The 22,929-nt window shown below is 71.4% G+C and carries 21 protein-coding genes; 6 read left to right on the plus strand and 15 right to left on the minus strand.

Annotated features, from left to right (window positions below):
• Nucleotides 1-75 precede the first annotated feature (75 nt).
• Nucleotides 76-690, minus strand: a complete 615-nt coding sequence (gene rpsD, locus ACQPW6_RS04420) for a 30S ribosomal protein S4 (protein ID WP_433888205.1) — start codon at nucleotides 688-690, stop codon at nucleotides 76-78.
• Nucleotides 691-745: 55 nt separating this feature from the next.
• On the opposite strand from rpsD, the gene ACQPW6_RS04425 reads away from it, so the two are divergent.
• Entirely contained in the window at nucleotides 746-1,564 is an 819-nt protein-coding gene (locus tag ACQPW6_RS04425) for a DUF2470 domain-containing protein (protein WP_433888206.1), read from the plus strand.
• 21 nt (nucleotides 1,565-1,585) lie between these two features.
• Here ACQPW6_RS04425 and ACQPW6_RS04430 read toward each other — a convergent pair whose 3' ends face one another.
• Nucleotides 1,586-2,956 carry a replication-associated recombination protein A gene (locus tag ACQPW6_RS04430; protein ID WP_433888207.1) on the minus strand — a complete coding sequence of 457 codons (1,371 nt, stop codon included), beginning with the start codon at nucleotides 2,954-2,956 and terminating at the stop codon, nucleotides 1,586-1,588.
• Between the two features lie 152 nt (nucleotides 2,957-3,108).
• On the opposite strand from ACQPW6_RS04430, the gene ACQPW6_RS04435 reads away from it, so the two are divergent.
• The 3 genes from ACQPW6_RS04435 to ACQPW6_RS04445 are packed head-to-tail and all read left to right on the plus strand — an operon-like array spanning nucleotide 3,109 to nucleotide 6,703.
• Nucleotides 3,109-4,476: a glutamine synthetase family protein gene (locus ACQPW6_RS04435; RefSeq protein ID WP_433888208.1), complete on the plus strand. Its 1,368-nt coding sequence runs from the start codon at nucleotides 3,109-3,111 to the stop codon at nucleotides 4,474-4,476.
• A gap of 13 nt (nucleotides 4,477-4,489) precedes the next feature.
• Complete coding sequence (locus ACQPW6_RS04440; protein ID WP_433888209.1) at nucleotides 4,490-5,881, plus strand: aldehyde dehydrogenase family protein; 1,392 nt, start codon at nucleotides 4,490-4,492, stop codon at nucleotides 5,879-5,881.
• 6 nt (nucleotides 5,882-5,887) lie between these two features.
• Nucleotides 5,888-6,703 (plus strand): 3-oxoacyl-ACP reductase, encoded by an 816-nt coding sequence (locus ACQPW6_RS04445; RefSeq protein WP_433888210.1) that lies wholly within the window; start codon nucleotides 5,888-5,890, stop codon nucleotides 6,701-6,703.
• A gap of 3 nt (nucleotides 6,704-6,706) precedes the next feature.
• On the opposite strand, the gene ACQPW6_RS04450 is transcribed toward ACQPW6_RS04445, so the two are convergent.
• The 3 genes from ACQPW6_RS04450 to ACQPW6_RS04460 form a co-directional block, all read right to left on the minus strand.
• Nucleotides 6,707-7,363 (minus strand): vitamin K epoxide reductase family protein, encoded by a 657-nt coding sequence (locus ACQPW6_RS04450; protein WP_433888211.1) that lies wholly within the window; start codon nucleotides 7,361-7,363, stop codon nucleotides 6,707-6,709.
• Nucleotides 7,364-7,506: 143 nt separating this feature from the next.
• The gene (gene hisS / locus ACQPW6_RS04455) at nucleotides 7,507-8,769 is read right to left on the minus strand and encodes a histidine--tRNA ligase (RefSeq protein ID WP_433894419.1); all 1,263 of its coding nucleotides are present in this window, start codon (nucleotides 8,767-8,769) and stop codon (nucleotides 7,507-7,509) included.
• 23 nt (nucleotides 8,770-8,792) lie between these two features.
• On the minus strand, nucleotides 8,793-9,503 hold the full coding sequence (locus tag ACQPW6_RS04460; RefSeq protein ID WP_433888212.1) for an MBL fold metallo-hydrolase: 711 nt from the start codon (nucleotides 9,501-9,503) through the stop codon (nucleotides 8,793-8,795).
• Nucleotides 9,504-9,741: 238 nt separating this feature from the next.
• Between ACQPW6_RS04460 and ACQPW6_RS04465 the strand changes: the two genes are divergently transcribed.
• Nucleotides 9,742-10,590, plus strand: a complete 849-nt coding sequence (locus ACQPW6_RS04465) for a peptidylprolyl isomerase (protein WP_433888213.1) — start codon at nucleotides 9,742-9,744, stop codon at nucleotides 10,588-10,590.
• Between the two features lie 148 nt (nucleotides 10,591-10,738).
• A complete protein-coding gene (locus ACQPW6_RS04470) occupies nucleotides 10,739-11,968 on the plus strand; it encodes a DUF349 domain-containing protein (RefSeq protein WP_433888214.1) in 1,230 nt (409 codons plus the stop codon).
• Between the two features lie 64 nt (nucleotides 11,969-12,032).
• Here ACQPW6_RS04470 and ACQPW6_RS04475 read toward each other — a convergent pair whose 3' ends face one another.
• The 10 genes from ACQPW6_RS04475 to pdxT all read right to left on the minus strand — a co-directional run bounded on the left by ACQPW6_RS04475 (nucleotide 12,033) and on the right by pdxT (nucleotide 22,924).
• Nucleotides 12,033-14,468 (minus strand): RelA/SpoT family protein, encoded by a 2,436-nt coding sequence (locus ACQPW6_RS04475; RefSeq protein WP_433888215.1) that lies wholly within the window; start codon nucleotides 14,466-14,468, stop codon nucleotides 12,033-12,035.
• Nucleotides 14,469-14,573: 105 nt separating this feature from the next.
• Complete coding sequence (locus tag ACQPW6_RS04480) at nucleotides 14,574-15,137, minus strand: adenine phosphoribosyltransferase (protein ID WP_433888216.1); 564 nt, start codon at nucleotides 15,135-15,137, stop codon at nucleotides 14,574-14,576.
• A 102-nt stretch (nucleotides 15,138-15,239) separates the two neighbouring features.
• Nucleotides 15,240-16,430 carry a protein translocase subunit SecF gene (gene secF / locus ACQPW6_RS04485; RefSeq protein WP_433888217.1) on the minus strand — a complete coding sequence of 397 codons (1,191 nt, stop codon included), beginning with the start codon at nucleotides 16,428-16,430 and terminating at the stop codon, nucleotides 15,240-15,242.
• Nucleotides 16,430-18,226: a protein translocase subunit SecD gene (gene secD / locus ACQPW6_RS04490; RefSeq protein ID WP_433888218.1), complete on the minus strand. Its 1,797-nt coding sequence runs from the start codon at nucleotides 18,224-18,226 to the stop codon at nucleotides 16,430-16,432. Before secD ends, secF begins: the two co-directional genes overlap by 1 nt.
• A 79-nt stretch (nucleotides 18,227-18,305) precedes the next feature.
• On the minus strand, nucleotides 18,306-18,758 hold the full coding sequence (gene yajC / locus ACQPW6_RS04495; RefSeq protein WP_433888219.1) for a preprotein translocase subunit YajC: 453 nt from the start codon (nucleotides 18,756-18,758) through the stop codon (nucleotides 18,306-18,308).
• Between the two features lie 162 nt (nucleotides 18,759-18,920).
• Nucleotides 18,921-20,024, minus strand: coding sequence for a Holliday junction branch migration DNA helicase RuvB (gene ruvB / locus ACQPW6_RS04500; RefSeq protein ID WP_433888220.1), 1,104 nt, complete (start codon nucleotides 20,022-20,024; stop codon nucleotides 18,921-18,923).
• Nucleotides 20,025-20,103: 79 nt separating this feature from the next.
• Nucleotides 20,104-20,715, minus strand: coding sequence for a Holliday junction branch migration protein RuvA (gene ruvA / locus ACQPW6_RS04505; protein ID WP_433888221.1), 612 nt, complete (start codon nucleotides 20,713-20,715; stop codon nucleotides 20,104-20,106).
• Nucleotides 20,712-21,341, minus strand: coding sequence for a crossover junction endodeoxyribonuclease RuvC (gene ruvC / locus ACQPW6_RS04510; RefSeq protein ID WP_433888222.1), 630 nt, complete (start codon nucleotides 21,339-21,341; stop codon nucleotides 20,712-20,714). The genes ruvA and ruvC overlap by 4 nt, the downstream gene beginning before the upstream one ends.
• A 149-nt stretch (nucleotides 21,342-21,490) precedes the next feature.
• Entirely contained in the window at nucleotides 21,491-22,243 is a 753-nt protein-coding gene (locus ACQPW6_RS04515; protein ID WP_433888223.1) for a YebC/PmpR family DNA-binding transcriptional regulator, read from the minus strand.
• Between the two features lie 57 nt (nucleotides 22,244-22,300).
• Nucleotides 22,301-22,924, minus strand: coding sequence for a pyridoxal 5'-phosphate synthase glutaminase subunit PdxT (gene pdxT / locus ACQPW6_RS04520; RefSeq protein ID WP_433888224.1), 624 nt, complete (start codon nucleotides 22,922-22,924; stop codon nucleotides 22,301-22,303).
• Between the last annotated feature and the right edge of the window lie 5 nt (nucleotides 22,925-22,929).

Here is a 22,929-nt window from a genome sequence, read left to right on the forward strand (position 1 = left end):
CAGATCAACAACAGCCCCGCGCCCCTGGTGATGCCGGGGCGGCCCGCTCGCGCCCACGCGGCGGAGCCGCAAAGGTCAGCGGGCGTAGTACTCCACGACGAGCTGCTCGTCGCAGATCACCGGGATCTCGTTGCGGTTCGGGTCGCGGTCCAGGCGGAACGCCAGGGCCTGCAGGTTGACCTGGAGGTAGCGGGGGCCCTCACCCTCGCCGGCCCAGCCGCCCTCACGGGCGACAGCGAACGGCGTCTTCTCCCGCGAGCGCTCGCGGACCTGCACGACGTCCTCGGGGCTCACCCGGAACGACGGCTTGTCCACCTTGCGGCCGTTCACCTCGATGTGGCCGTGTACGACCATCTGCCGGGACTGGTAGATCGTCCGGGCCAGGCCCGCGCGCAGCACCAGCGCGTCCAGCCGCCGCTCCAGCTCGATGATCAGCGCCTCGCCGGTGCGCTTGCCCGAGACCTTCTTCGCGCGGTCGTACGCGCGCTGCATCTGGCGCTCGCTGATGTCGTACTGCGCACGCAGCCGCTGCTTCTCCAGCAGCCGGGTCTTGTAGTCGCTGTTCTGCTTGCGGCCACGGCCGTGCTCACCCGGCGGGTAGGGGCGGGCCTCGAAATACTTGACCGCCTTCGGGGTGAGCGCGATGCCCAGCGCCCGTGACTTCTTGACCTTGGGACGCGACTGATTCACGTGCGTCGAACCTCCGTGTAAATTAGGTAAGGCTTACCTTAGCTGAGGAGAACGCATGATTCGACCCGGGAACCCCGTGTCCGAGCTGTCGAGCCCGCTGGACCACGGTCAGCCGCGCCCCGAAGAGGAAGAAGCGCCCCGGCAGCCATCGGCCGCCGAACGCGCGCGCACTCTCGTCGAGAATAACTCGTCCCTCGCACTGGTCATTCCTGGTCTGCGCCCCGCGCCGGCCGAGCCGCTGGTGCCGCTGCGACGGTCGATCGGCCCCGAGGGCGATGTCTTCCTGCTGTTCGGACGGGACTCGCCGGTGTCACGGGCGGTGCGGCACGCGGCGGACGACGAGGTCGGGGCTGTGCTGGAGATCACCGACGTGGCGCCGGTCGCGGTGCCGCACCGGATCCGCGGCAGGGCGAGCGTCGCGGGCTGGCTGACCGGAGTGCCGGGCGGCGCGTTCGAGGCCGGTACCGAGCTGGTACGTCTGGAGGTCGGCGAGATCTCGCTGGACGACCTGTGGGGCTGCGCGCTGGTGGACCCCGACGAGTTCGCCGCGGCGGAGCCCGACCCGCTGGCCGGCTACGAGGCGGAACTCCTCCAGCACCTGGCCGCCGCGCACAGCGCCGAGGTGCATCTGCTGTGCGGGCTGGTCGGCGGGTACGGGGCCGCGGTCTGCGGGACCGAGGACGGGGACGGGGAGGGGGAAGCGGCCGGGATCAGAGCCGTGCCGCTGGGGCTCGACCGGTTCGGGCTGCGGGTGCGGTTCAGCGGCGGCGGCCGGAGCTTCGACGCGCGCTTCGACTTCCCCGAGCCGGTGGCCGGTCTCGAGGAGGCCCGGCGGTCGATGCGGGCGCTGTTCGCGGCGGCCAGGGACTCCTGACCGCGCGGCCGGGCGCGCCCGTCACTCGCCCTCGCCGCTCCGTTCGCCCTTGCCGGACAGCCGCTCCCTGACCCGTTCCAGTACGTCGAAATACCGGGCCTCGGCCCCGTACCGGGTCGGGGTGTAGTAGCGGCGGCCCTGCAACTCCTCCGGCAGGTAGTCCTGGGCGGCGATGGCGCCGGGCACATCGTGCGGATACACGTACCCCTGGGCGTGGCCGAGCTTGGCCGCGCCCTTGTAGTGGCCGTCGCGCAGATGCGGCGGCACCGGTCCGGCCTTGCCGGTCCGTACGTCGTCCAGCGCGGCGCCGATCGCCTTGGTGGCCGCGTTGGACTTGGGCGCCAGCGCCAGGGCGATGGTGGCGTGGCTGAGGATCAGCGACGCCTCGGGGAAACCGATCATGGCGACGGCCTGCGCGGCGGCGACCGCGGTCGGCAGCGCGGTGGAGTCGGCCAGGCCGATGTCCTCGCTGGCCGAGATCATCAGCCGGCGGGCGATGAAGCGCGGGTCCTCGCCGGCGTCGATCATCCGGGCCAGGTAGTGCAAGGCCGCGTCCACATCCGAGCCGCGGATGGACTTGATCAGGGCGCTGGCCACGTCGTAGTGCTGGTCGCCGTCCCGGTCGTAGGCCACCGCGGCGCGGTCGACCGACTCCTCCAGGGTGGCCAGCGTGATGGTCTCCTCGCCCTTGGAGATCGCCGAGCCGGCGCCGGCCTCCAGGGCGGTCAGCGCGCGGCGGGCGTCGCCGCCGGCGATCCGCAGCAGGTGCGCCTCGGTGTCCTCGGGCAGGGTGACCGCGCCGGCCAGCCCACGCTCGTCGGTCAGTGCGCGGGCCAGCACACCGCGCAGGTCGTCGTCGGTGAGCGGTTCGAGGGTCAGCAGCAGGGAGCGGGAGAGCAGCGGGGAGATCACCGAGAAGTAGGGGTTCTCGGTGGTGGCGGCGATCAGGGTGACCCAGCGGTTCTCCACGGCGGGCAGCAGGGAGTCCTGCTGGGCCTTGCTGAAACGGTGGATCTCGTCGAGGAACAGCACAGTGTCGCGGCCGTAGCCGCCGGACTGGCGCTTGGCGCTCTCGATGACCGCGCGCACTTCCTTGACCCCGGCGGTGATGGCGGAGAGCTCGACGAAGCGCTTGTCGGTGGCCTTGCTGACCACGTAGGCCAGGGTGGTCTTGCCCGTACCGGGCGGCCCCCACAGGATCACCGAGGACGGCCCGGCCGGCCCGCCGCCGTCCCCCACGAGCCGCCGCAGCGGCGATCCCGGCCGCAGCAGGTGCTGCTGCCCCACGACGTCATCCAGCGTCCGCGGCCGCATCCGCACGGCGAGCGGGCTGGCGCCGGGGTCGCGCTCCCGGCGATCCTCAGCGGCTGCGGTAAACAGATCAGGCTCCACACCGTGCAGCCTATGTCCTGCCACTGACACCCCCGCGGCCCTGACCGGCCGCGTCCTGGCCGGGGGCGACCCGCCCGGCGGGGTGAGGGTGGGGCGGACGGGGGTGGGGAAAGATACGTTGCAGGTCCATGCGCCTCTCCGAGAGGGACCCCGTGCAAGAACGCACCCCCGCCCTGTCCGTCAGCGCGCTGCGCCCCCTCGTCGACGCGGGCGACATCCACACCGTCGTGCTCGCGTTCACCGACATGCAGGGCCGCCTGCAGGGCAAACGCTTCGCCGCCCCGTTCTTCCTGGACGAGGTCCTCCCGCACGGCGCCGAGGGCTGCAACTACCTGCTGGCCGTCGACGTGGACCTGAACACCGTGGACGGCTACGCGATGTCCTCCTGGGAGCGCGGCTACGGCGACTTCGCGCTGCTCCCCGACCCGGCCACGCTGCGCCGGATCCCGTGGCAGGACGGCACCGCGCTGATGCTCGCGGATCTGGCCTGGCACGACGGCAGCCCGGTCACCGCCTCGCCGCGGCAGATCCTGCGGCTCCAGCTGGAACGGCTGGCGGCCCGCGGCTGGAGCGCGCACGCGGGCACCGAGCTGGAGTTCCTGGTCTTCCGGGACACCTACGAGCAGGCGTGGGAGCGCGGCTACCGCGGGCTGACCCCGGCCAACCAGTACAACGCCGACTACTCCGTGCTGGCCACCTCCCGGGTGGAGCCGCTGCTGCGCCGGCTGCGCAACGACATGGCGGGCGCGGGCCTGACCCCGGAGTCGGCGAAGGGCGAGTGCAACCTCGGCCAGCACGAGGTGGTGTTCCGCTACGACGAGGCGCTGACCACCTGCGACCAGCACAGCGTCTACAAGACCGGCGCCAAGGAGATCGCCGCGCAGGAGGGCCTGGCGGTCACCTTCATGGCCAAGTACGACCAGCGCGAGGGCAACTCCTGCCACATCCACCTGTCGCTGCGCGACGACAGCGGCCGGCCGCTGATGGCCGACGACGCCGATCCGAGCGGGATGTCCGCGACCATGCGGCACTTCCTGGCCGGGCAGCTCGCCGCCATGCGGGACTTCTCGCTGTTCCTCGCGCCGAACATCAACTCCTACAAGCGGTTCAGGGAAGGCTCCTTCGCGCCGACCGCGGTGGCCTGGGGCTTCGACAACCGCACCTGCGGGCTGCGGGTGGTCGGCCACGGCCCGTCGCTGCGGCTGGAGAACCGGGTGCCGGGCGGCGACGTGAACCCGTACCTCGCGGTGGCCGCCATGGTGGCGGCCGGACTGCACGGCGTCGAGCAGGAGTTGGAGCTGCCCGAGCCGTGCACCGGCAACGCCTACACCGCCGACCACCCCCGGGTGCCGGGCTCGCTCCGCGAGGCCGCCGAGCTGTGGTCGGCCAGCGCGCTGGCCGAGGAGGCGTTCGGCGCCGAGGTCGTCGCGCACTACGCCAACATGGCCAGGGTCGAGCAGCAGGCGTTCGACACCGACGTCACGGACTGGGAGCGGTTCCGCTCCTTCGAACGGATGTAGGGGACCCGCCGACGTGACCGACACCGCCGATGTGACACGACCGGAGACCGGCCAGCTCGACGTACGCAATCCCGCCACCGGCGAGGTGATCGCCACCGTGGCCGCGACCCGGCCCGAGGAGGTGGACGCGGCGGTGGCCGCCGCGGTGCGCGCTCAGCGCGGCTGGGCGGCGCTCGCGCCGGGCGAACGGGCCCGGCTGCTGCGGCGGTTCGCCGCCGAGGTGGACGGCCGGATCGAGGAACTGGCCGCCCTGGAGGTGCGGGAGGCCGGGCACACGGTCGGCAACGCCCGCTGGGAGGCGGGCAATGTGCGGGATCTGCTGGAGTACGCGGCCGGCGGCGTCGAGCGGCTGAGCGGCCGGCAGATCCCGGTGGCCGGCGGACTCGACCTGACCTTCCACGAGCCGATCGGCGTGGTCGGGGTGATCGTGCCGTGGAACTTCCCGATGCCGATCGCCGCCTGGGGCGCGGCTCCGGCGCTCGCGGCGGGCAACGCGGTGCTGCTCAAGCCCGCCGAGACCACCCCGCTGACCGCGCTGCGGCTGGCCGAACTCGCCCTGGCGGCAGGGCTTCCCGAGGGGCTGTTCCAGGTGCTGCCCGGGACCGGCCCGGTCACCGGCGCGCGGCTGGTGGAGCACCCGGACGTCCGCAAGATCGTCTTCACCGGCTCCGGCGCGGTGGGCCGCCGGATCATGGGGCAGTGCGCCCGGCAGGTGAAGCGGCTCACCCTCGAACTGGGCGGCAAGAGCCCGAACATCGTCTTCGCCGACGCCGATCTGGCCCGCGCCGCCGACCCGCTGGCGTTCGTGGACAACGCCGGCCAGGACTGCTGTGCGCGGACCCGCATCCTGGTGCAGCGCGAGGTCTACGACCGGTTCGCCGAACTGCTGGCGCGGGCGGTGGAGTCGGTCGTGGTGGGCGACCCGGCCGATCCGGCGACCACGATGGGGCCGCTGATCTCGGCGGCCCAACTGCGCCGGGTCCAGGGCTATGTGACCGATGACCTGCCGGTGGTGGCCCGGGGCGGCGCGCCGCAGGGCCCGGGCTTCTGGTACCCGCCGACGGTGCTGGCACCCGCCGACCCGGCCGCCCCGGTCGCCGTGGAGGAGGTCTTCGGACCGGTCGCGGTGCTGCTGCCGTTCACCGACGAGGCGGACGCGCTGCGGCTGGCCGACGCCACCCCGTACGGCCTGTCCGGCTCGGTGTGGACCCGGGACCTGTCCAGGGCGGTGCGGATGGCCCGCGGTGTCGCGGCGGGCAACCTGTCGGTCAACTCACACAGCAGCGTGCGCTATTGGACGCCGTTCGGCGGCTTCAAGCAGTCCGGGCTCGGCCGTGAGCTCGGCCCGGACGCGCTGGCGGCCTTCACCGAGACCAAGAACGTCTTCATCGCCACCGAGGAGTAGCAGCAGATGCCGGACACCAGCACCACGACCGGGCCGCAGCCCGGCGAGCAGCCGGTGTGCCGCCGGCTCGTCGGCCGTACCGCGGTGATCACCGGGGCGGGCAGCGGGATCGGCCTGGCCACCGCGCGCCGGCTCGCCGACGAGGGCGCCAGGGTCGTCGCCGCCGACATCGACGCGGCGGCCGGCGAGGCGGCGGCCCGGGAGACCGGCGGGATCTTCGTACCGGCCGACGTCACCGACCCCGGCCAGGTGGACGCGCTGTTCCAGGCCGCGTACGACACCTACGGCTCGGTGGACATCGCGTTCAACAACGCGGGGATCTCACCGCCGGAGGACGACTCGATCCTCACCACCGGCCTGGACGCCTGGCGGCGGGTCCAGGAGACCAATCTGACCTCGGTGTTCCTGTGCTGCAAGGCGGCGCTGCCGTTCATGCGGCGGCAGGGCAAGGGGGCGATCATCAACACCGCGTCCTTCGTGGCGGTGCTGGGCGCGGCCACCTCGCAGATCTCCTACACCGCGTCCAAGGGCGGGGTGCTGGCGATGACCAGGGAGCTGGGCGTGCAGTTCGCCCGGGAGGGGATCCGGGTGAACGCGCTGTGCCCCGGGCCGGTGAACACCCCGCTGCTGCGCGAGCTGTTCGCCAAGGACCCGGAGCGGGCGGCCCGGCGGCTGGTGCACATCCCGCTCGGCCGGTTCGCCGAGGCCACCGAGATCGCCGCCGCGGTGGCCTTCCTGGCCAGCGACGACGCGAGCTTCATCACCGCGGCCGAGTTCCTGGTGGACGGCGGCATCTCCGGCGCCTACGTCACCCCGCTGTAGCGGTCAGATGACGGTCTTCCAGTAGTACCAGAAGTGGGTCAGGATCAGCATGCCGATGATCCCGTACCACAGCACCGGCACCACCCAGTGGAACTCCAGCACCGCCGCGCGGGTCTTGGGCGGCAGCTTGATCAGGCCGTGCTTGACGTTGTGCACGGCGGTGTACCAGAAGATCAGGATGGTGACGACCCAGGCCAGGCAGCACCACAGGCACACCGCGTGGATGTTGTAGATCGTCTGGTACTGGAGCCAGGAGATGAAGACGACGCCGAACAGGCCGCCGGCCTGGAGCCCGTACCAGAACCACGGCTTGAAACGGCCGCCGGCGAACACGGCCATCGCCACGCAGATCACCACGCCGTAGGCGACCAGGCCGATCAGCGGGTTCTGGAAGCCGAAGACGTGCGCCTGCTTGCTCTCCATCACGGTGCCGCACGCGATGACCGGGTTCAGACTGCACGAGAAGTGGGTGGGCTTGCCGTCGACCGTGTTCTGGAGCAGGACGAACTTGTCGTTGGTGATCACGAAGGAGGCGAGCAGCCCGAGCGCGCCGCTGATCAGCAGCAGCCAGCTGAACGCCTTGCCGGCAGTGATGTCGGCGGCGGGCCGCTGCTCGCTGCCGCCGTCCGTGCGCGGGTCGTCTAGCGCGGAAGTCGTCATGATCGCCGATCTCTGCTGGGGCGGGTGGGGGCGGGGCGTCGCTCTGGGCCGTCTGGCGGCACACTCATTGTGCACCAGGGCCGTCAGGACGGGGTAAGTCCTGACGGCCCCGGTACCTCGTCCGAGCTACCCCGCGGCCCGGTTCAGGCCAGCCGCTCCTTGACTGTGACGACGATCTCGTCGACCGCGACCGGGCCCTGCTCGCCGGTGGCCAGGTCCTTGAGCTGGACCACGCCCTCGGCCAGATCGCGCTCCCCCGCGACCAGCGCGAACCGTGCGCCGGAGCGGTCGGCGGACTTCATGGCGTTCTTCATACCCTTGCCGCCGAAGGCGAAGTCGGCGGCGACCCCGGCCCTGCGCAGCGCGGTGACGGCGCCGAAAAGCACCTCCCGTGCCTGGTCACCGAGGGGTACGGCGTAGATGTCGGTGGTCGGCGGCAGGACCAGTTCGATCCCCTCGGCGCGCAGCGCGAGCACCGTGCGGTCCACGCCGAGCGCCCAGCCGACCGACGGCAGCGACGGGCCGCCGATCATCTCCGACAGGCCGTCGTAGCGCCCGCCGCCGCCGACCGCGGACTGCGAGCCCAGGCCGTCGTGCACGAACTCGAAGGTGGTCCGGGTGTAGTAGTCCAGGCCGCGCACCAGTCGCGGGTCGTCGGTGAAATTCACCCCCGCGCCGGTCAACATCGCGCGCACCTGCTCGTCGTACAGCCGGCACGGCTCGCACAGGTGGTCGCGGATCAGCGGGGCGTCGGCGAGCTGCTTCTGCACCGACTCCCGCTTGTCGTCCAGCACCCGCAGCGGGTTGATCTCGATCCGCCTGCGGGTCTCCTCGTCCAGGTCGAGGCCGCGCAGGTAGTCCTGCAGCGCCGCCCGGTAGGCGGGGCGGCACTCGCGGTCGCCCAGCGAGTTGATCAGCAGCCGGACGCCGGTCAGGCCGAGGGCGCTGTACGCGTCGGCGGCCAGGATGATCAGCTCGGCGTCGAGCGCCGGGTCCTCGGCGCCGATCGCCTCGGCGCCCACCTGGGAGAAGTGCCGGTAGCGGCCGGCCTGCGGGCGCTCGTAGCGGTAGTAGGAGCCCGAGTACCAGAGCTTGACCGGCAGGTTGCCTGACTTGTGCAGGTTGGCCTGCAGGGCCGCGCGCAGCACCGAGACGGTGCCCTCGGGGCGCAGCGCCAGCTCGTCGCCGCCCCGGGTGGTGAGGGTGTACATCTCCTTGGTCACCACGTCGGTGGACTCGCCGACGCCTCGGGAGAACAGCTCGACCTTCTCGAATCCGGGGGTCTCGGTGTAGCCGTAGCCGGCCCGGCGGGCGGGCGCGGCGATGGCCTCGCGGACCGCCAGATACACAGCGGAGTCGGGCGGCAGCAGATCGTAGGTGCCCTTGGGGGCCTGGAAGGTGCTCACAGAGGAACTCACGGCAGAAACAGTCACAATCCTCGTCGCGGAGCCGGCTCGCCGGTTCCGTGGCCGCGGGCCGCCTCGCCCAGGTAGGGGTTGGCGGCGCGCTCGCGGCCGATGGTCGTCTGGGGGCCGTGTCCTGACAGCACCACGGTCGAGTCGTCGAGCGGCAGGCACACGCGGGCCAGCGACTCGTACAGCTCGGCAGTGGAGCCGCCGGGCAGGTCGGTGCGTCCGACGGAGCCGGCGAAGAGCAGGTCACCGGAGAACAGCACCGACGGGATGTCGGTGCCCTCCGGCAGTCTGAACGTCACCGACCCCTTGGTATGGCCGGGCGCGTGCGCGACGGAGAACTCCAGACCGGCCAGCGCCAGCCCGGCGCCGTCGGACAGCTCCCGCAGGTCGTCGGGCTCCCCCACGGTCAGCTCGCCCATCAGCTGCTGCCCGATGGAGGCGCCGAGCGCCTTCTCCGGGTCGTCCAGCATGTAGCGGTCCGCGGGGTGGATCCAGGCGGGCACGTCGTGGGCGCCGCAGACGGGCACGACGGAGGCCACGTGGTCGATGTGGCCGTGGCTGAGGATGACGGCGACGGGCTTGAGTCGGTGCTTGGCGAGCGTGTCCTCGACGCCCTGGGTCGCTCGGTGACCCGGGTCGATGACCACGCACTCCTCACCGGCGGCGGGGGCGACCACATAACAATTGGTGCCCCAGGCCCCGGCGGGGAACCCGGCAATGAGCACGTTCGTCCTTCTGTCGTCCGCGGATGGTTCGGGATGTGAGGGTCGATTGTTTCGACGCCACGAGCCTACCGGCGGGCAGGCGGCGGTCGCGAACGCGTATCGCGTCCACAAGTTGCCCGTATAACGTGCCCGCATCAGGCCGGTCGCGGACTGGACTGGACGCCCGCGGAACGCGAGGATCTGCGGCACACACATAGATCCGCGGCACTCACATAACAGACGACCGGGAGACGGCGAAGTGGTCACCAAGGAACAGCGGCGGCGGCAGCTCGCCCGGGAGAAGTTCGAGCGGCAGCAGGAGCGGCGGGTGGAGTCCCGGCGCAAGTCGCGGACCCGCAACTCGGTGATCGCCGCGGTGGTCGCGGTCGTGGTGGCCGGGGTCGGCATCTCCTGGGCCGCCGGGGCGTTCGACGGCAGCGACAAGAAGACGGACGCGGCCAAGGGCGCCACCCCGTCGGCCTCGGCGCCGGCCACCACGGCGGCCCCCGTGGCGGACCCGTGCGACAAGCCGGCGGCCGGCAAGCCCGGCACCCAGCAGTGGAAGAAGGAGCCCGCGCTGTCGATCGACAAGAGCGCGAAGTACACCTTCGACCTCAAGACCACCTGCGGGGACATCTCGATCGCGCTGAACGCCGCCAAGGCGCCGGACACCACGAACTCCTTCAAGTTCCTCGCCGACAAGGGCTTCTTCGACCACACCAAGTGCCACCGGCTGACCAGCACCGGCATCTACGTGCTGCAGTGCGGCGACCCGACCGGCTCGGGCAGCGGCGGCCCCGGCTACACCATCCCGGACGAGAACCTGACGGCGTTCGGCAAGGGCAGCGCCACCGCTCCGGTCACCTACCCGGCGGGCACGATCGCGATGGCCAACACCGGGCAGGCGCACACCGGCGGCAGCCAGTTCTTCCTGGTGTACAAGGACAGCCCGCTGCCGCCGAGCTACACCCCGTTCGGCACGATCAGCAGCGCGGGCATGAAGGTGCTCGACAAGATCGCCAAGGCCGGTGACAACAGCGGCGGGCAGGGAGACGGAGCCCCGAACGCCACCGTGGTGATCAACAAGGCGACGGTCACCAAATCCTGATGAGGCCCGCATCGGATGCGGACAGTCGGGGCGCTGGTCGCCTATCTTGGCGTTGGGCCGGTCGGGGCGGCGGACTTCCCGGCCGGAGAGACACTGTGAATGATGCCCGTGAGCCGAGACCGGCCGGGCATCACGTGGAGGAGGCGCTGTGAGCAGCGACCCGTGGGGACGCGTCGATGAGACGGGGACCGTGTACGTGCGAACGGCCGACGGGGAGAAGGAGGTCGGTTCGTGGCAGGCGGGTTCTCCTCAGGAGGCCCTGGCCTACTTCGAGCGCAAGTACGAGGGACTCGTCGTGGAGATCGGCCTCCTCGAACGGCGGGTGCGGACCACCGACCTCGCTCCCAAGGACGCGCTGGCCGCGATCGAGCACCTGCGGGTGTCGGTCACCGAGGCGCACGCGGTCGGCGACCTGGCGGCGCTCGGCGTCCGGCTGGACGCGCTGGTGGCGCTGGTGGACTCCCGGCGCGAGGAGCGCAAGGCCGCCAGGGCCAAGCAGAGCGAGGAGGCCAAGGCGGCCAAGGAGCAGCTGGTCACCGAGGCCGAGCAGCTCGCCGAGAGCGAGCAGTGGCGCACGGCGGGCGAGCGGCTGCGGGCGCTGGTGGACACCTGGAAGGGCCTGCCGCGCCTCGACCGCAAGGCCGACGACGAGCTGTGGCACCGTTTCAGCCACGCCCGTTCGGTCTTCTCCAAGCGCCGCAAGGCGCACTTCGCGTCGCTCGACGCGCAGCGCGAGGAGGCCAGGCGGACCAAGGAGAAGCTGGTCACCGAGGCGCTGTCGCTGTCGGCCTCGACCGACTGGGGCCCGACCGCGGCCCGCTACCGCGAGCTGATGGCGGAGTGGAAGGCGGCCGGACGCGCCCAGCGGGAGGCCGAGGACGACCTGTGGAACCGCTTCCGCGGCGCGCAGGACGTCTTCTTCGCCGCCCGCGCCGAGGTGTTCGCCGAGCGGGACAGCGAGCAGCGGGAGAACCTGACCCGCAAGGAGGAGCTGGTCACCGAGGCGGAGAAACTGCTGCCGGTGACGGACCTCAAGGCCGCCAGGGCCGCGTTCCGGTCGATCAACGAGCGCTGGGAGGCCGTCGGGCACGTGCCGCGGGACGCCAGGCCGCGGATCGAGGCGCGGATGCACACGGTGGAGCGGACGCTTCAGGAGACCGAGGAAGCGGAGTGGCAGCGCACCAACCCGGAGGTGCGGGCCAGGGCGGCCGGGCTGACCGGGCAGCTGCAGGCGGCGGTGGAGAAGCTCGCCGCTCAGGTCGAGGCGGCCCGGGCGGCCGGGAACACCGCCAAGGCGGACAAGCTGCAGGCCGAGCTCGACGGGCGGCAGGCGCTGCTCGACGCCGCGCTCAAGGGAATGGGCGAGTTCGGGGGCTGACGCTTCCGTCCCCTTGACCGCCCCGGTTCCCCGCGCCCCGAAAGGGGCGCGGGGAACCGCGCTTTCAGCGTTGCCGGCCGGAAGTCACCCGGTAGACGTCGTAGACGCCCTCCACGCCGCGGACGGCCTTCAGGACGTGGCCCAGGTGCTTGGGGTCGCCCATCTCGAAGGTGAAGCGGGAGGTCGCCACCCGGTCGCGGGAGGTCTGTACGGCGGCCGACAGGATGTTGACGTGCTGGTCGGAGAGCACCCGGGTGACATCCGACAGCAGCCGGGAGCGGTCCAGCGCCTCGACCTGGATGGCGACCAGGAACACCGACGACTGGGTCGGCGCCCACTCCACCTCGATCATCCGCTCGGGCTGCTGCGAGAGCGAGTCCACGTTGACGCAGTCCGCCCGGTGCACCGACACCCCGTTGCCCCGGGTCACGAAGCCGATGATGGGGTCGCCGGGCACCGGCGTACAGCAGCGGGACAGCTTCACCCACACATCGGTCTCGCCCTTGACGATGACGCCCGGGTCGGCGTTGGCCCGCCGCTTGGTGCGGCCCTGCGAGGGCGTGGTGACCTCGGCGATGTCCTCGGTCGCGCCGTCCTCGCCGCCGAGCGCGTCCACCAGCTTCTGCACCACGGACTGCGCGGTGATGTGCCCCTCGCCGATCGCCGCGTAGAGCGCGGAGATGTCCGGGTAGCGCATCTCGTGGGCCAGGGTGACCAGCGAGTCACCGGTCAGCACCCGCTGGATCGGCAGGTTCTGCTTGCGCATCGCGCGGGCGATGGCTTCCTTGCCCTGCTCAACGGCCTCCTCGCGGCGCTCCTTGGAGAACCAGGCGCGGATCTTGTTGCGGGCCCGCGGCGACTTCACGAAGCCCAGCCAGTCGCGGGACGGCCCGGCGCCGGCCGCCTTGGAGGTGAACACCTCCACCAGGTCGCCGTTGTCCAGGGTCGATTCGAGCGGCACCAGCCGGCCGTTGACCCGGGCGCCGATGGTGCGGTGGCCGACCTCGGTGTGCACGGCGTAGGCGAAGTCCACCGGGGTGGCGCCGGCCGGCAGCGCTATCACGTCGCCCTTGGGCGTGAAGACGAAGACCTCGTTCTGCGACAGGTCGAAGCGCAGCGACTCGAGGAACTCCCCCGGGTCCTCGGTCTCCTTCTGCCAGTCGAGCAGCTGGCGCAGCCACGCCATGTCGTTGACCGCGTCGTCCTTCTTGTCCGAGCGCGGGCTGTCGGTGCGCACCTTGGAGGCGCCGGCCACCGCCTCCTGCTTGTACTTCCAGTGCGCGGCGATGCCGTACTCGGCGCGGCGGTGCATGTCGAAGGTGCGGATCTGCAGCTCGACGGGCTTGCCGCTGGGGCCGATGACCGTGGTGTGCAGCGACTGGTACATGTTGAACTTGGGCATCGCGATGTAGTCCTTGAACCGGCCGGGGACCGGATTCCATCGCGCGTGGATCGTGCCGAGCGCCGCGTAGCAGTCCCTGACGGTGTCCACCAGGACCCGGATGCCGACCAGGTCGTAGATCTCCGCGAAGTCCCGGCCGCGGACGATCATCTTCTGGTAGACGCTGTAGTAGTGCTTGGGGCGGCCGGTGACGGTGGCCTTGATCCGGGCGGCGCGCAGGTCCTGCTGCACCTGGTCGGTGACCACGGCCAGGTACTCGTCCCGCTTGGGCGCGCGCTCGGCGACCAGCCGGACGATCTCGTCGTACATCTTGGGGTAGAGGATGGCGAAGGCCAGGTCCTCCAGCTCCCACTTGATGGTGTTCATGCCCAGCCGGTGGGCCAGCGGCGCGTAGATCTCCAGGGTCTCGCGGGCCTTCTTCTCCTGCTTGTCCCGCTTGAGGTACCGCATGGTGCGCATGTTGTGCAGCCGGTCGGCCAGCTTGATCACCAGGACCCGCGGGTCCTTGGCCATCGCCACGACCATCTTGCGGACCGTCTCGGCCTGCGCGGCCTCGCCGAACTTCACCTTGTCGAGCTTGGTGACGCCGTCCACCAGCAGCGCCACCTGGTCGCCGAAGTCGCGGCGCAGCGCTTCGAGGCCGTACTCGGTGTCCTCGACGGTGTCGTGCAGCAGCCCGGCCATCAGCGTGGCCGGGTCCATGCCCAGCTCGGCCAGGATCGTGGTGACGGCCAGCGGGTGGGTGATGTACGGGTCGCCGCTCTTGCGCTTCTGGCCGCGGTGCCAGCGCTCGGCGACCTGGTAGGCCGCCTCGATCTGCCGCAGCTTGGCGCTGTCACCCTTGGGGTCGTTGGCCCGTACGACCCGCAGCAGCGGCTCGAGAACCGGGTTGTACGGGCTGGAGCGCTGCACGCCGAGCCGGGCGAGCCGGGCCCTGACCCGGCTGGAGGAGGCGCCGGGGCGCGTCGGAGCGACACTGCCCGGGGTGCGTACGGGCCGGACGGCGGGCGCCGCGGCGGGCTGGGGCGCGACCGCCCCGCCATCGGCAGGGGTCTGCGTCCCCTCTGCGGCGTCGACCGGCTGGGCCTCGTCTGGCAAGAGCACTCCTCACACGGGTGGGATCTACCATGGTATCGACCTGCGGCGGAAGGCGGGCGGGGCAGCCCGCCGGGCGCTCCTGCGGCGCGGTCGTACCGGCGTGGATCAGATGGTGATGAGCGCTGCCAGCGGGGTGTCGGTGAGCACCGGGGCGAGCCGCTCGCGGCCGCCGAGGAAGCCCAGCTCCAGCAGCACCGCCAGCCCCACCACGGTGGCGCCGGTGCGCCGGATCAGCTCGATCGAGGCCTCGGCGGTGCCGCCGGTGGCCAGCACGTCGTCGATCACCAGCACCCGGTCGGCGTCGGTGAAGGCGTCGGCCTGCACCTCGATCTCGGCGCTGCCGTACTCCAGCTCGTACGTCTGCGCCAGGGTGGTTCCGGGCAGCTTGCCCGCCTTGCGTACCGGGACGAAGCCCAGGTGCGCGCGGGCGGCGGCCGGGGCGGCGAGGATGAAGCCGCGGGCCTCAAGGCCGACGACCTTGGTGGCGCCGTGCGCGGCGCAGAGCGCGGCCAGCGCGTCGACCAGGGCGTTGAAGGCGACCGGGTCGGCGAGCAGCGGGGTGATGTCCTTGAAGACCACCCCGGGCTTCGGGTAGTCGGGTACGTCCCGGATCCTGGCCAGCAGCAGGTCCCGCAGTTCGCCGGACGCGGTCTCCGTGGTGCTCATCACGCTTCTCTCGTCGTTCGGTGCGTTGTTCGGTGCGTTGTTCGGTGAGATGCCGAAATGCCGACGCCGCCCGGTCGGGAGGGACCGGGCGGCGACGGCGGGTGCTCAGCGGCGCTTGCCCGAGGGCCGGTTCCGGCCGCCGCGGTTGTTGCGGTTGACCGGCTGGCTGCGGGTGGCACGCGAGGCGGTGGACCCGGAGCCCTGCCCGCGCGGACCGACCACACCGGCCGCCGCCCGGGAGTCCTCCGGCTCGTCGTCCCCGTGGCCGTCCTCCGGCCCCTCGGCCGGGTCCTCGCCGCGGGCCGCGGCCTGCTCGGCCTTGGCCGCGTCGGCGTTGCGCTTGGCCAGTACCCGCTTGCGCAGCGCCTTCATCTGCGGCTCGCGCTCCTTGAGGTCCGCCACGATCGGGGTCGCGATGAAGATCGAGGAGTACGCGCCGGCGGTCAGACCGACGAACAGCGCGAGCGCGATGTCGTTCAGCGTGCCGGCGCCCAGGATGCCGCCGCCGATGAACAGCAGCGCGCCGACCGGCAGCAGCGCCACGATCGTGGTGTTGATCGACCGCACCAGGGTCCCGTTGAGGCTGCGGTTGGCGAACTGGCTGTACGTGAAGCGGTTCTGCTTGGTGATCCCCTTCGTGGCCTCCTTGAGGCCGTCGAAGACGACGACGGTGTCGTACAGGGAGTAACCGAGGATGGTCAGCAGACCGATCGCCGTACCCGGGGTGACCTCGAAGCCGACGATGGCGTACACGCCGGTGGTGATCGTGAGGTCGTGCAGCAGCGCGACCAGTGCGGCGACCGCCATCCGCCACTCGAAGGCGATGGCGAGGTAGATCACCACCAACACCAGGAAGATGATCAGACCTTCCAGGGCTTTCTGTGAGATCTCCTTGCCCCAGCTCGGGCCGACGATCTCCGCGTCGATCTTGTCGGAAGGCAGGTTGAGGTCGGTGGCGATCTTCGTCTTGACCTGCTGGGAGACGTCCGTGTCGATGTCGCTGACCTGGATCCGCAGGCCGCCGTTGCCGAGCTTCTGCACGGTGGCGTCGTGACCCGCGGTGTCACCGGAGATCTTGTGCTGCGCGTCGGAGACCGAGATCGAGGTCTTCGGCGTGGTGAACACCGCGCCGCCGGAGAACTCGATACCGAGCGTGAGCCCGTTCACGATCAGGCCGACGATCGACGCGATCGTGATCAGGATCGAGACGCCGTACCAGATCTTGCGGTGGCCGACGAAGTCGTACGAGATCTCGCCGCGGTGCAGCCGGTGACCGATATCGCCGAGCTTGGACATCAGGCTTCCTTCGTCTCGGAGCTGCTGCTCATCCGGCGGACGCGGCGCAGCGGCGCCTTCACACCGAGTGCCTTGGGGTCGAGGCCGGACCACTTGTGGCCCTGGGCGAAGAACGGCTTGCGGGCCAGGATCGTCATCAACGGCTTGGTGAACAGGAACACCACCACCACGTCGAGCAGGGTGGTCAGGCCGAGGGTGAACGCGAAGCCCTGCACCTTGCCGACGGTCACTGTGAACAGCACGGCGGCGGCCAGGAAGGACACGAAGTCCGACACCAGGATGGTGCGCCGGGCGCGCGGCCAGCCGCGGGCCACCGCGGGTTGCAGCGAGCGGCCCTCCCGCAACTCGTCTCTGATCCGTTCGAAGAACACGATGAACGAGTCGGCGGTGATACCGATGGCCACGATGGCGCCGCAGACCGCCGGCAGGTTCAGCGCGAAGCCGATCGCCTCACCGAGCAGGCACATCAGCGTGTAGGTCAGCGCTCCCGACACCGCCAGGCTGGCCAGCGCCACCAGGCTCAGGCCGCGGTAGTACGCGAACATGTAGAGCACGACGAGGGCGAGGCCCACGGCGCCGGCGATCAGGCCGCCACGCAGCTGCTCGCCGCCCAGGGCGGCGGAGACGGTGGTGACGTCTGACTTCTGGAAGTTGATCGGCAGCGAGCCGTACTTCAGCTGGTTGGCCAGGTCGTCGGCGGTCTTCTGGGTGAAGCTGCCGGAGATCTCCGCGCTGCCGGCGCTCAGCGTCGAGGTGACGGACGGGGCGGACACCACGGTGCCGTCGAGGTCGATCGCGAACTGGTTGTTCGGCGGCTGCTGCGACGAGAGGTTCTTCGTCACGCTGGTGAACTGGCCGGCGCCCTTGGAGTTGAAGCTCAGGTTCACCACCCAGCCGTTGCCCCCGGTGGTGTCGAAGTTGGAGCTGGCACTGGTGACGTTCTTGCCGTCGATCAGGACCGGGCCGAGAGCGTACTTGATCCAGGTCTTGCCGTCGCTGCCCTTGCCGCAGGCGGCGACCTGGTCGCTGTTCTTGGCCGTCGTGCTGGCCTCGCTGAGCTTGGCACGCTGCGTCTCGTTGGTGCAGTCGAGCTTCTCCAGCTGGGCCTGGAGCGCGGCCGGGACCTGCGGGGCGGTGGTGGCGCCGGTGCTCGGGTCCGGGGTGGTGGTGTCGGCCGGCGGGGTGGTCGGCACCGGAGTGGGCGCCTTGTTCACGCCGGACTTCAGCGCGTCGGTGACGGCCCTGCCCTGCGGGGTGGCGCTGCCGGTCGGCGTAGCGGTGCTCGACGGGGTGGCGCTGCCGGTGGACTTCGGCGTCGCACTGCCGGACGGCGTGGGGGTCGTACTGCCGGACGGGCTGGGGGTGGGCGTCGGGGTCGCCGAGGCCGGCTTCGGGTCGAGCTCGGTCAGCACCTGGCGGAAGTACAGCTTGGCGGTGGTGCCGACCTGCTGCTCCGCCTCGGCGGCGTCGGTGCCCTTGGGGATGTCGACGATGATGTTCTTCGAGCCCTGGGTCTGCACCTCCGCCTCGGAGACGCCGAGTCCGTTGACACGGTTGTTGATGATGCTGACGGCCGTGTTCATGTTGGACTTCGTGACCGCGCTGCCCTGACCGTCCTTGGCGGTGAGCGTGATGCTGACACCGCCGGCGAGGTCGATACCCAGCCGGGGGGTGGTGTTGCCCGACAGGAACATCCCACCGGTCAGCGCCACCAGGGCGATGACGATCACGGCCAGAGCGCGCCCGGGATACCCCTGACTCGCCGAGGACCTGCGGCCCTTCTTGGCTGCTGCCACCTTCTTGATTCTCCCTGTCCTACCGCACCGGAGCCTGCGCGCTCACGGAGTGGCCTCGAGTGTTGTGAGAGCCGGGCCCTTACTTGGTGCCGGAGCCGTCCCGTTGCTCCGACGCCTCCTCGGTCTTGGTGAGGTCGATGCGCTCCTCGTCCAGGTCCGCGTCCACGTCCTGGTGCGAGTCCGTGCCGTCCTCGGCCGTCGCGGTGTCCCCGGTCACCGCGTCGGTGTCGTCCTCGTCGATCTCCTCCGGCTCGATGCCGTGCACGATCCGGTTGAACTCGTCCTCGTTCAGGACCGTGGCGATCGCGTTCCTGGCGAAGTGCACGTGCACACCGTCCGTCAGCTCCAGGAGCACGGTCTCGTCGTTGACCTCCTTCACCACGGCGTAGATGCCGCCGATGGTGCGGACGCCCGAGCCGGGCTCCATCTTGTTGCGCATCTCCGACGCCTGGCGCTGCTTGTTCTTGGCCGAGCGGGTCATGAGGAACATGACGCCGATCATGACGATGAAGACGAGGATCAAGGGATTCACGGTGTGGACGTTCCTTCGCACGGCCAGCGGGGCTGGCCTTGAGTTTCGGGATATGTGTGCCGATCCGGAGGAAGGGCGTCGGCGGAGTCTAAGCGCTGGCTCGCCGCCTGAACAACGCCAAGCATGGCACTGGGGTTCCTGAACCGACGAGTCCGTGCGCGCTCAGGGGCCGAAGAGACCGGTCTGTCCGGGTCCCGCCGCATCCTGGCCGGGCACCGCGGCGCCCTGCGGCGGCACCAGTCCCAGGTGCGCCCAGGCCGCCCTGGTGGCCACCCGGCCCCTGGGTGTACGGGCCAGCAGGCCCTCCCGCACCAGGAAGGGCTCGGCGACCTCCTCGACCGTCTCACGCTCCTCGCCGACGGCGACAGCGAGCGTGGACAGGCCGACCGGGCCGCCGCCGAACAGCTTGAGCAGCGCGTGCAGCACCGCGCGGTCCAGCCGGTCCAGGCCCCGGGCGTCGACCTCGTAGACCTCCAGGGCCTTGCGGGCGATCTCCCTGCTGATCACGCCGTCCGCCCTGACCTGGGCGTAGTCCCTGACCCGGCGCAGCAGCCGGTTGGCGATCCGCGGGGTGCCGCGGGACCGGCCGGCGATCTCGGCGGCGCCGTCGGCGGCGACCTCGAGGTCGAGCAGGCCGGCCGAGCGGTGCAGCACCCGCTCCAGCTCGGCGGGGGCGTAGAACTCCATGTGGCCGGTGAAGCCGAAGCGGTCGCGCAGCGGCGGCGGCAGCAGTCCGGCCCTGGTGGTGGCGCCGACCAGGGTGAAAGGCGGCAGTTCGAGGGGGATCGCGGTGGCGCCGGGGCCCTTGCCGACGATCACGTCGACCCGGAAGTCCTCCATCGCCATGTAGAGCATCTCCTCGGCCGGCCGGGACATCCGGTGGATCTCGTCGAGGAAGAGCACCTCGCCCTCCTGGAGCGAGGACAGGATCGCGGCCAGGTCGCCGGCGTGCTGGATGGCGGGTCCCGAGGTGATCCGGATCGGGACGCCCATCTCGGCGGCGATGATCATCGAAAGAGTGGTCTTTCCCAGGCCCGGGGCGCCGGAGAGCAGGACGTGGTCGGCGGTGCCGCCGCGCTTCCGCGCGGCTTGCAGCACCAGGCCGAGCTGCTCCCTGACCCGTTCCTGGCCGACGAACTCGCCGAGGTCCTTGGGCCGCAGCGCCGCCTCGATCGCCTGCTCCTCGGCTTCCGCCGCGGAGCCGACCAGACGCTCCGGCAGGCCCGTGGAGGTCTCGGTGGCGTCGGGGGCGTCGTCCCAGTTCATGAAGGTTCTCTCGGGTCAGCGGCGGGGGTTCGGACGGCCGGGTCGGTGCGGCGGCCCGGCGGGGGCGGTGCGGGCTCTGTCAGCGGGTGCGGTTCAGGCTCTGGAGGGCGGCCCGCAGCAGCGTGCCGACGTTCGGCTCGTCGGCGGCCTCGGCCTGCGGGGTGACGGCGGCGACCGCCTCGTCGGCCTCGCGGGTGGCGTAGCCGAGGCCCAGCAGCGCCGCGTGCAGCTGCTCGCGCCAGGACGTGCCGACCGGGGTGCCGATGCCGGTGGCGGCACCGGGGCCGACCGGCTCGCCGAGCCGGTCCTTCAGTTCCAGCAGCAGCCGCTGCGCGCCCTTCTTGCCGATGCCGGGCACGGCGGTGAGCGCCTTCTCGTCGCCGGTCGCCACGGCGATCCGCAGCGCGTCAGGGGCGTGGACGGCGAGCATGGTCTGCGCCAGCCGCGGGCCGACGCCGCTGACGGTCTGCAGCAGCTCGAAGACCTGCCGCTCGTCCTCGTCGGCGAAGCCGTACAGGGTCAGCGAGTCCTCCCTGACCACCAGCGAGGTGGCGAGCCGGGCGGGCTTGCCGATCCGCAGCCCGGCCAGGGTGCCGGGCGCGCACTGGACAGCCATGCCGATCCCGCCGACCTCGATGACGGCGGTGTCGGGGGCGAGCGCGGCGACCTGGCCGCTGACGAAGGCGATCACGTGGCGGACTCCGGGTCTCGTACGGCGGCGCGGGTTGCGGGGGTGGGCGTTACGGGGGCGGGTGCGGCGGCGCGGGGCTGGGTGCCCGCCCGGGGCGCCGGGCGGCCGCGGGACGCGGCCTGGGCGGCGACGGCCTGCTGGAGCCGGTTGGTGGCCGGGCCGCGCCAGATGTGGCAGATGGCGAGCGCCAGCGCGTCCGCCGCGTCGGCCGGCTTCGGCGGGGCGTCCAGCCGCAGCAGCCGGGTGACCATCGCGCCGACCTGGGCCTTGTCGGCCCGGCCGCTGCCGGTGACGGCGGCCTTGACCTCGCTGGGGGTGTGCAGCCTGACCGGCAGCCCGCGCCGGGCGGCGCACAGGATGGCGACGGCGCTGGCCTGGGCGGTGCCCATCACGGTGCGCACATTGTGCTGGCTGAAGACCCGCTCCACGGCGACGGCCTCGGGCCGGTGCTCGTCGAGCCAGGCGTCGATGCCGCGCTCGATCAGCACCAGCCGGTGCCCGATCTCCGCGTCGGCCGGGGTGCGGACCACGCCGACGCCGATCATGGTCAGCGGGCGGCCGGCCACGCCGTCCACCACGCCGATGCCGCACCGGGTCAGCCCCGGGTCGACGCCGAGCACCCGCATCGCCGCCTCCCCTTCGCGCTGTGTCGCACTGCTGTCCGACCCTGTTCCTGCCTGTTCCTGGAGGTTAGCGCCTCGCACCGACAACGAAGCGGGCCGCCGGGGGTGTGTTCCCCCGGCGGCCCGCCGCGCTACCGGTCGGTGACCGCCCGTCAGGCGTCCACCTTCTCCATCACCTCGTCGGAGACGTCGAAGTTGGCGAAGACGTTCTGCACGTCGTCGCTGTCCTCCAGCGCGTCGATCAGCTTGAAGATCCGCCGTGCGCCGTCCTCGTCGAGTTCGACCTGCATGGTGGGCAGGAAGTTGGCGTCGGCCGAGTCGTAGTCGATGCCCGCCTCCTGGAGCGCCTTGCGGACCGGCACCAGGTCGGTGGCCTCGCTGATCACCTCGTAGGACTCGCCGAGGTCGTTGACCTCCTCGGCGCCCGCTTCGAGCACCGCGCCCAGCACGTCGTCCTCGCCGAGTTCACCCTTGGGGACGATCACCACGCCCTTGCGGTTGAACAGGTACGACACGGAGCCGGGGTCGGCCATCGAGCCGCCGTTGCGGGTCATGGCGACCCGGACGTCGGAGGCCGCGCGGTTGCGGTTGTCGGTGAGGCACTCGATGAGCACCGCGACGCCGTTCGGCCCGTAGCCCTCGTACATGATCGTCTGGTAGTCGGCGCCGCCGGCTTCCAGGCCGGCGCCGCGCTTGACCGCGCTGTCGATGTTCTTGTTGGGCACCGAGCTCTTCTTGGCCTTCTGGATGGCGTCGAAGAGCGTGGGGTTGCCGTCCGGGTCGGCCCCGCCGGTGCGGGCCGCGACCTCGATGTTCTTGATCAGCTTCGCGAAGAGCTTGCCGCGCTTGGCATCGATCACGGCCTTCTTGTGCTTCGTCGTAGCCCATTTAGAGTGGCCGGACATCCGACTGTCTCCTTCGCGTCACCGTTACCGAACGCGCTCGATCCTACCGGGACAGTCTCAGCCCGTGCTGCGCACGGTGGCCACGAAGAGTTCATGCACCCGGTGGTCTCCGGTCAGTTCGGGGTGGAAGGCCGTGGCCAGCGCCTGGCCCTGCCGGACGGCGACGATATGGCCGCCGTGCTCGGCGAGCACCTCCACGTCCGCGCCGACCGACTCCACCCAGGGTGCCCGGATGAACACGCCCTGTACCGGACCGCCGTCGACACCGCTGACGTCCACCGCCGCCTCGAAGGACTCGTTCTGCCGTCCGAAGGCGTTGCGGCGGACGATCATGTCGATGCCGCCGAACGTCTCCTGGCCCGATCTGGGGTCGAGGATCTTGTCGGCCAGCATGATCAGCCCGGCGCAGCTGCCGTAGACCGGCAGCCCGCCGCGGATCGCCGCCCGCAGCGGCTCGGTCAGGCCGAACAGCGCGGCCAGCTTGGAGATGGTGGTGGACTCGCCGCCCGGGATCACCAGGCCGTCCACCGCGGCCAGCTCCTCGGGGCGGCGCACCTGGACGGTGCCGGCGCCGGCCGCGGCCAGCGCCGCCAGGTGCTCCCTGACGTCGCCCTGGAGGGCGAGCACGCCGACGGTGACGGGGCGGCCGGCCGCGGGCCGGCCGGTGGCGGGACGGCTCATCGGTG

This window comes from Streptomyces sp. CA-111067 (genome assembly GCF_050956065.1).
GTDB lineage: Bacteria > Actinomycetota > Actinomycetes > Streptomycetales > Streptomycetaceae > Actinacidiphila.

Excerpts from the sequence above, each read along its gene's own strand:
- ACQPW6_RS04445 (WP_433888210.1), top strand. The coding sequence starts at position 5,888 with ATGCCGGACACCAGCACCACGACCGGGCCGCAGCCCGGCGAGCAGCCG.
- ACQPW6_RS04425 (WP_433888206.1), top strand. The coding sequence starts at position 746 with ATGATTCGACCCGGGAACCCCGTGTCCGAGCTGTCGAGCCCGCTGGAC.
- ruvC (WP_433888222.1), bottom strand. The coding sequence starts at position 21,341 with ATGCGGGTGCTCGGCGTCGACCCGGGGCTGACCCGGTGCGGCATCGGC.
- ACQPW6_RS04450 (WP_433888211.1), bottom strand. The coding sequence starts at position 7,363 with ATGACGACTTCCGCGCTAGACGACCCGCGCACGGACGGCGGCAGCGAG.
- secF (WP_433888217.1), bottom strand. The coding sequence starts at position 16,430 with ATGTCCAAGCTCGGCGATATCGGTCACCGGCTGCACCGCGGCGAGATC.
- pdxT (WP_433888224.1), bottom strand. The coding sequence starts at position 22,924 with ATGAGCCGTCCCGCCACCGGCCGGCCCGCGGCCGGCCGCCCCGTCACC.
- ACQPW6_RS04515 (WP_433888223.1), bottom strand. The coding sequence starts at position 22,243 with ATGTCCGGCCACTCTAAATGGGCTACGACGAAGCACAAGAAGGCCGTG.
- ruvB (WP_433888220.1), bottom strand. The coding sequence starts at position 20,024 with ATGAACTGGGACGACGCCCCCGACGCCACCGAGACCTCCACGGGCCTG.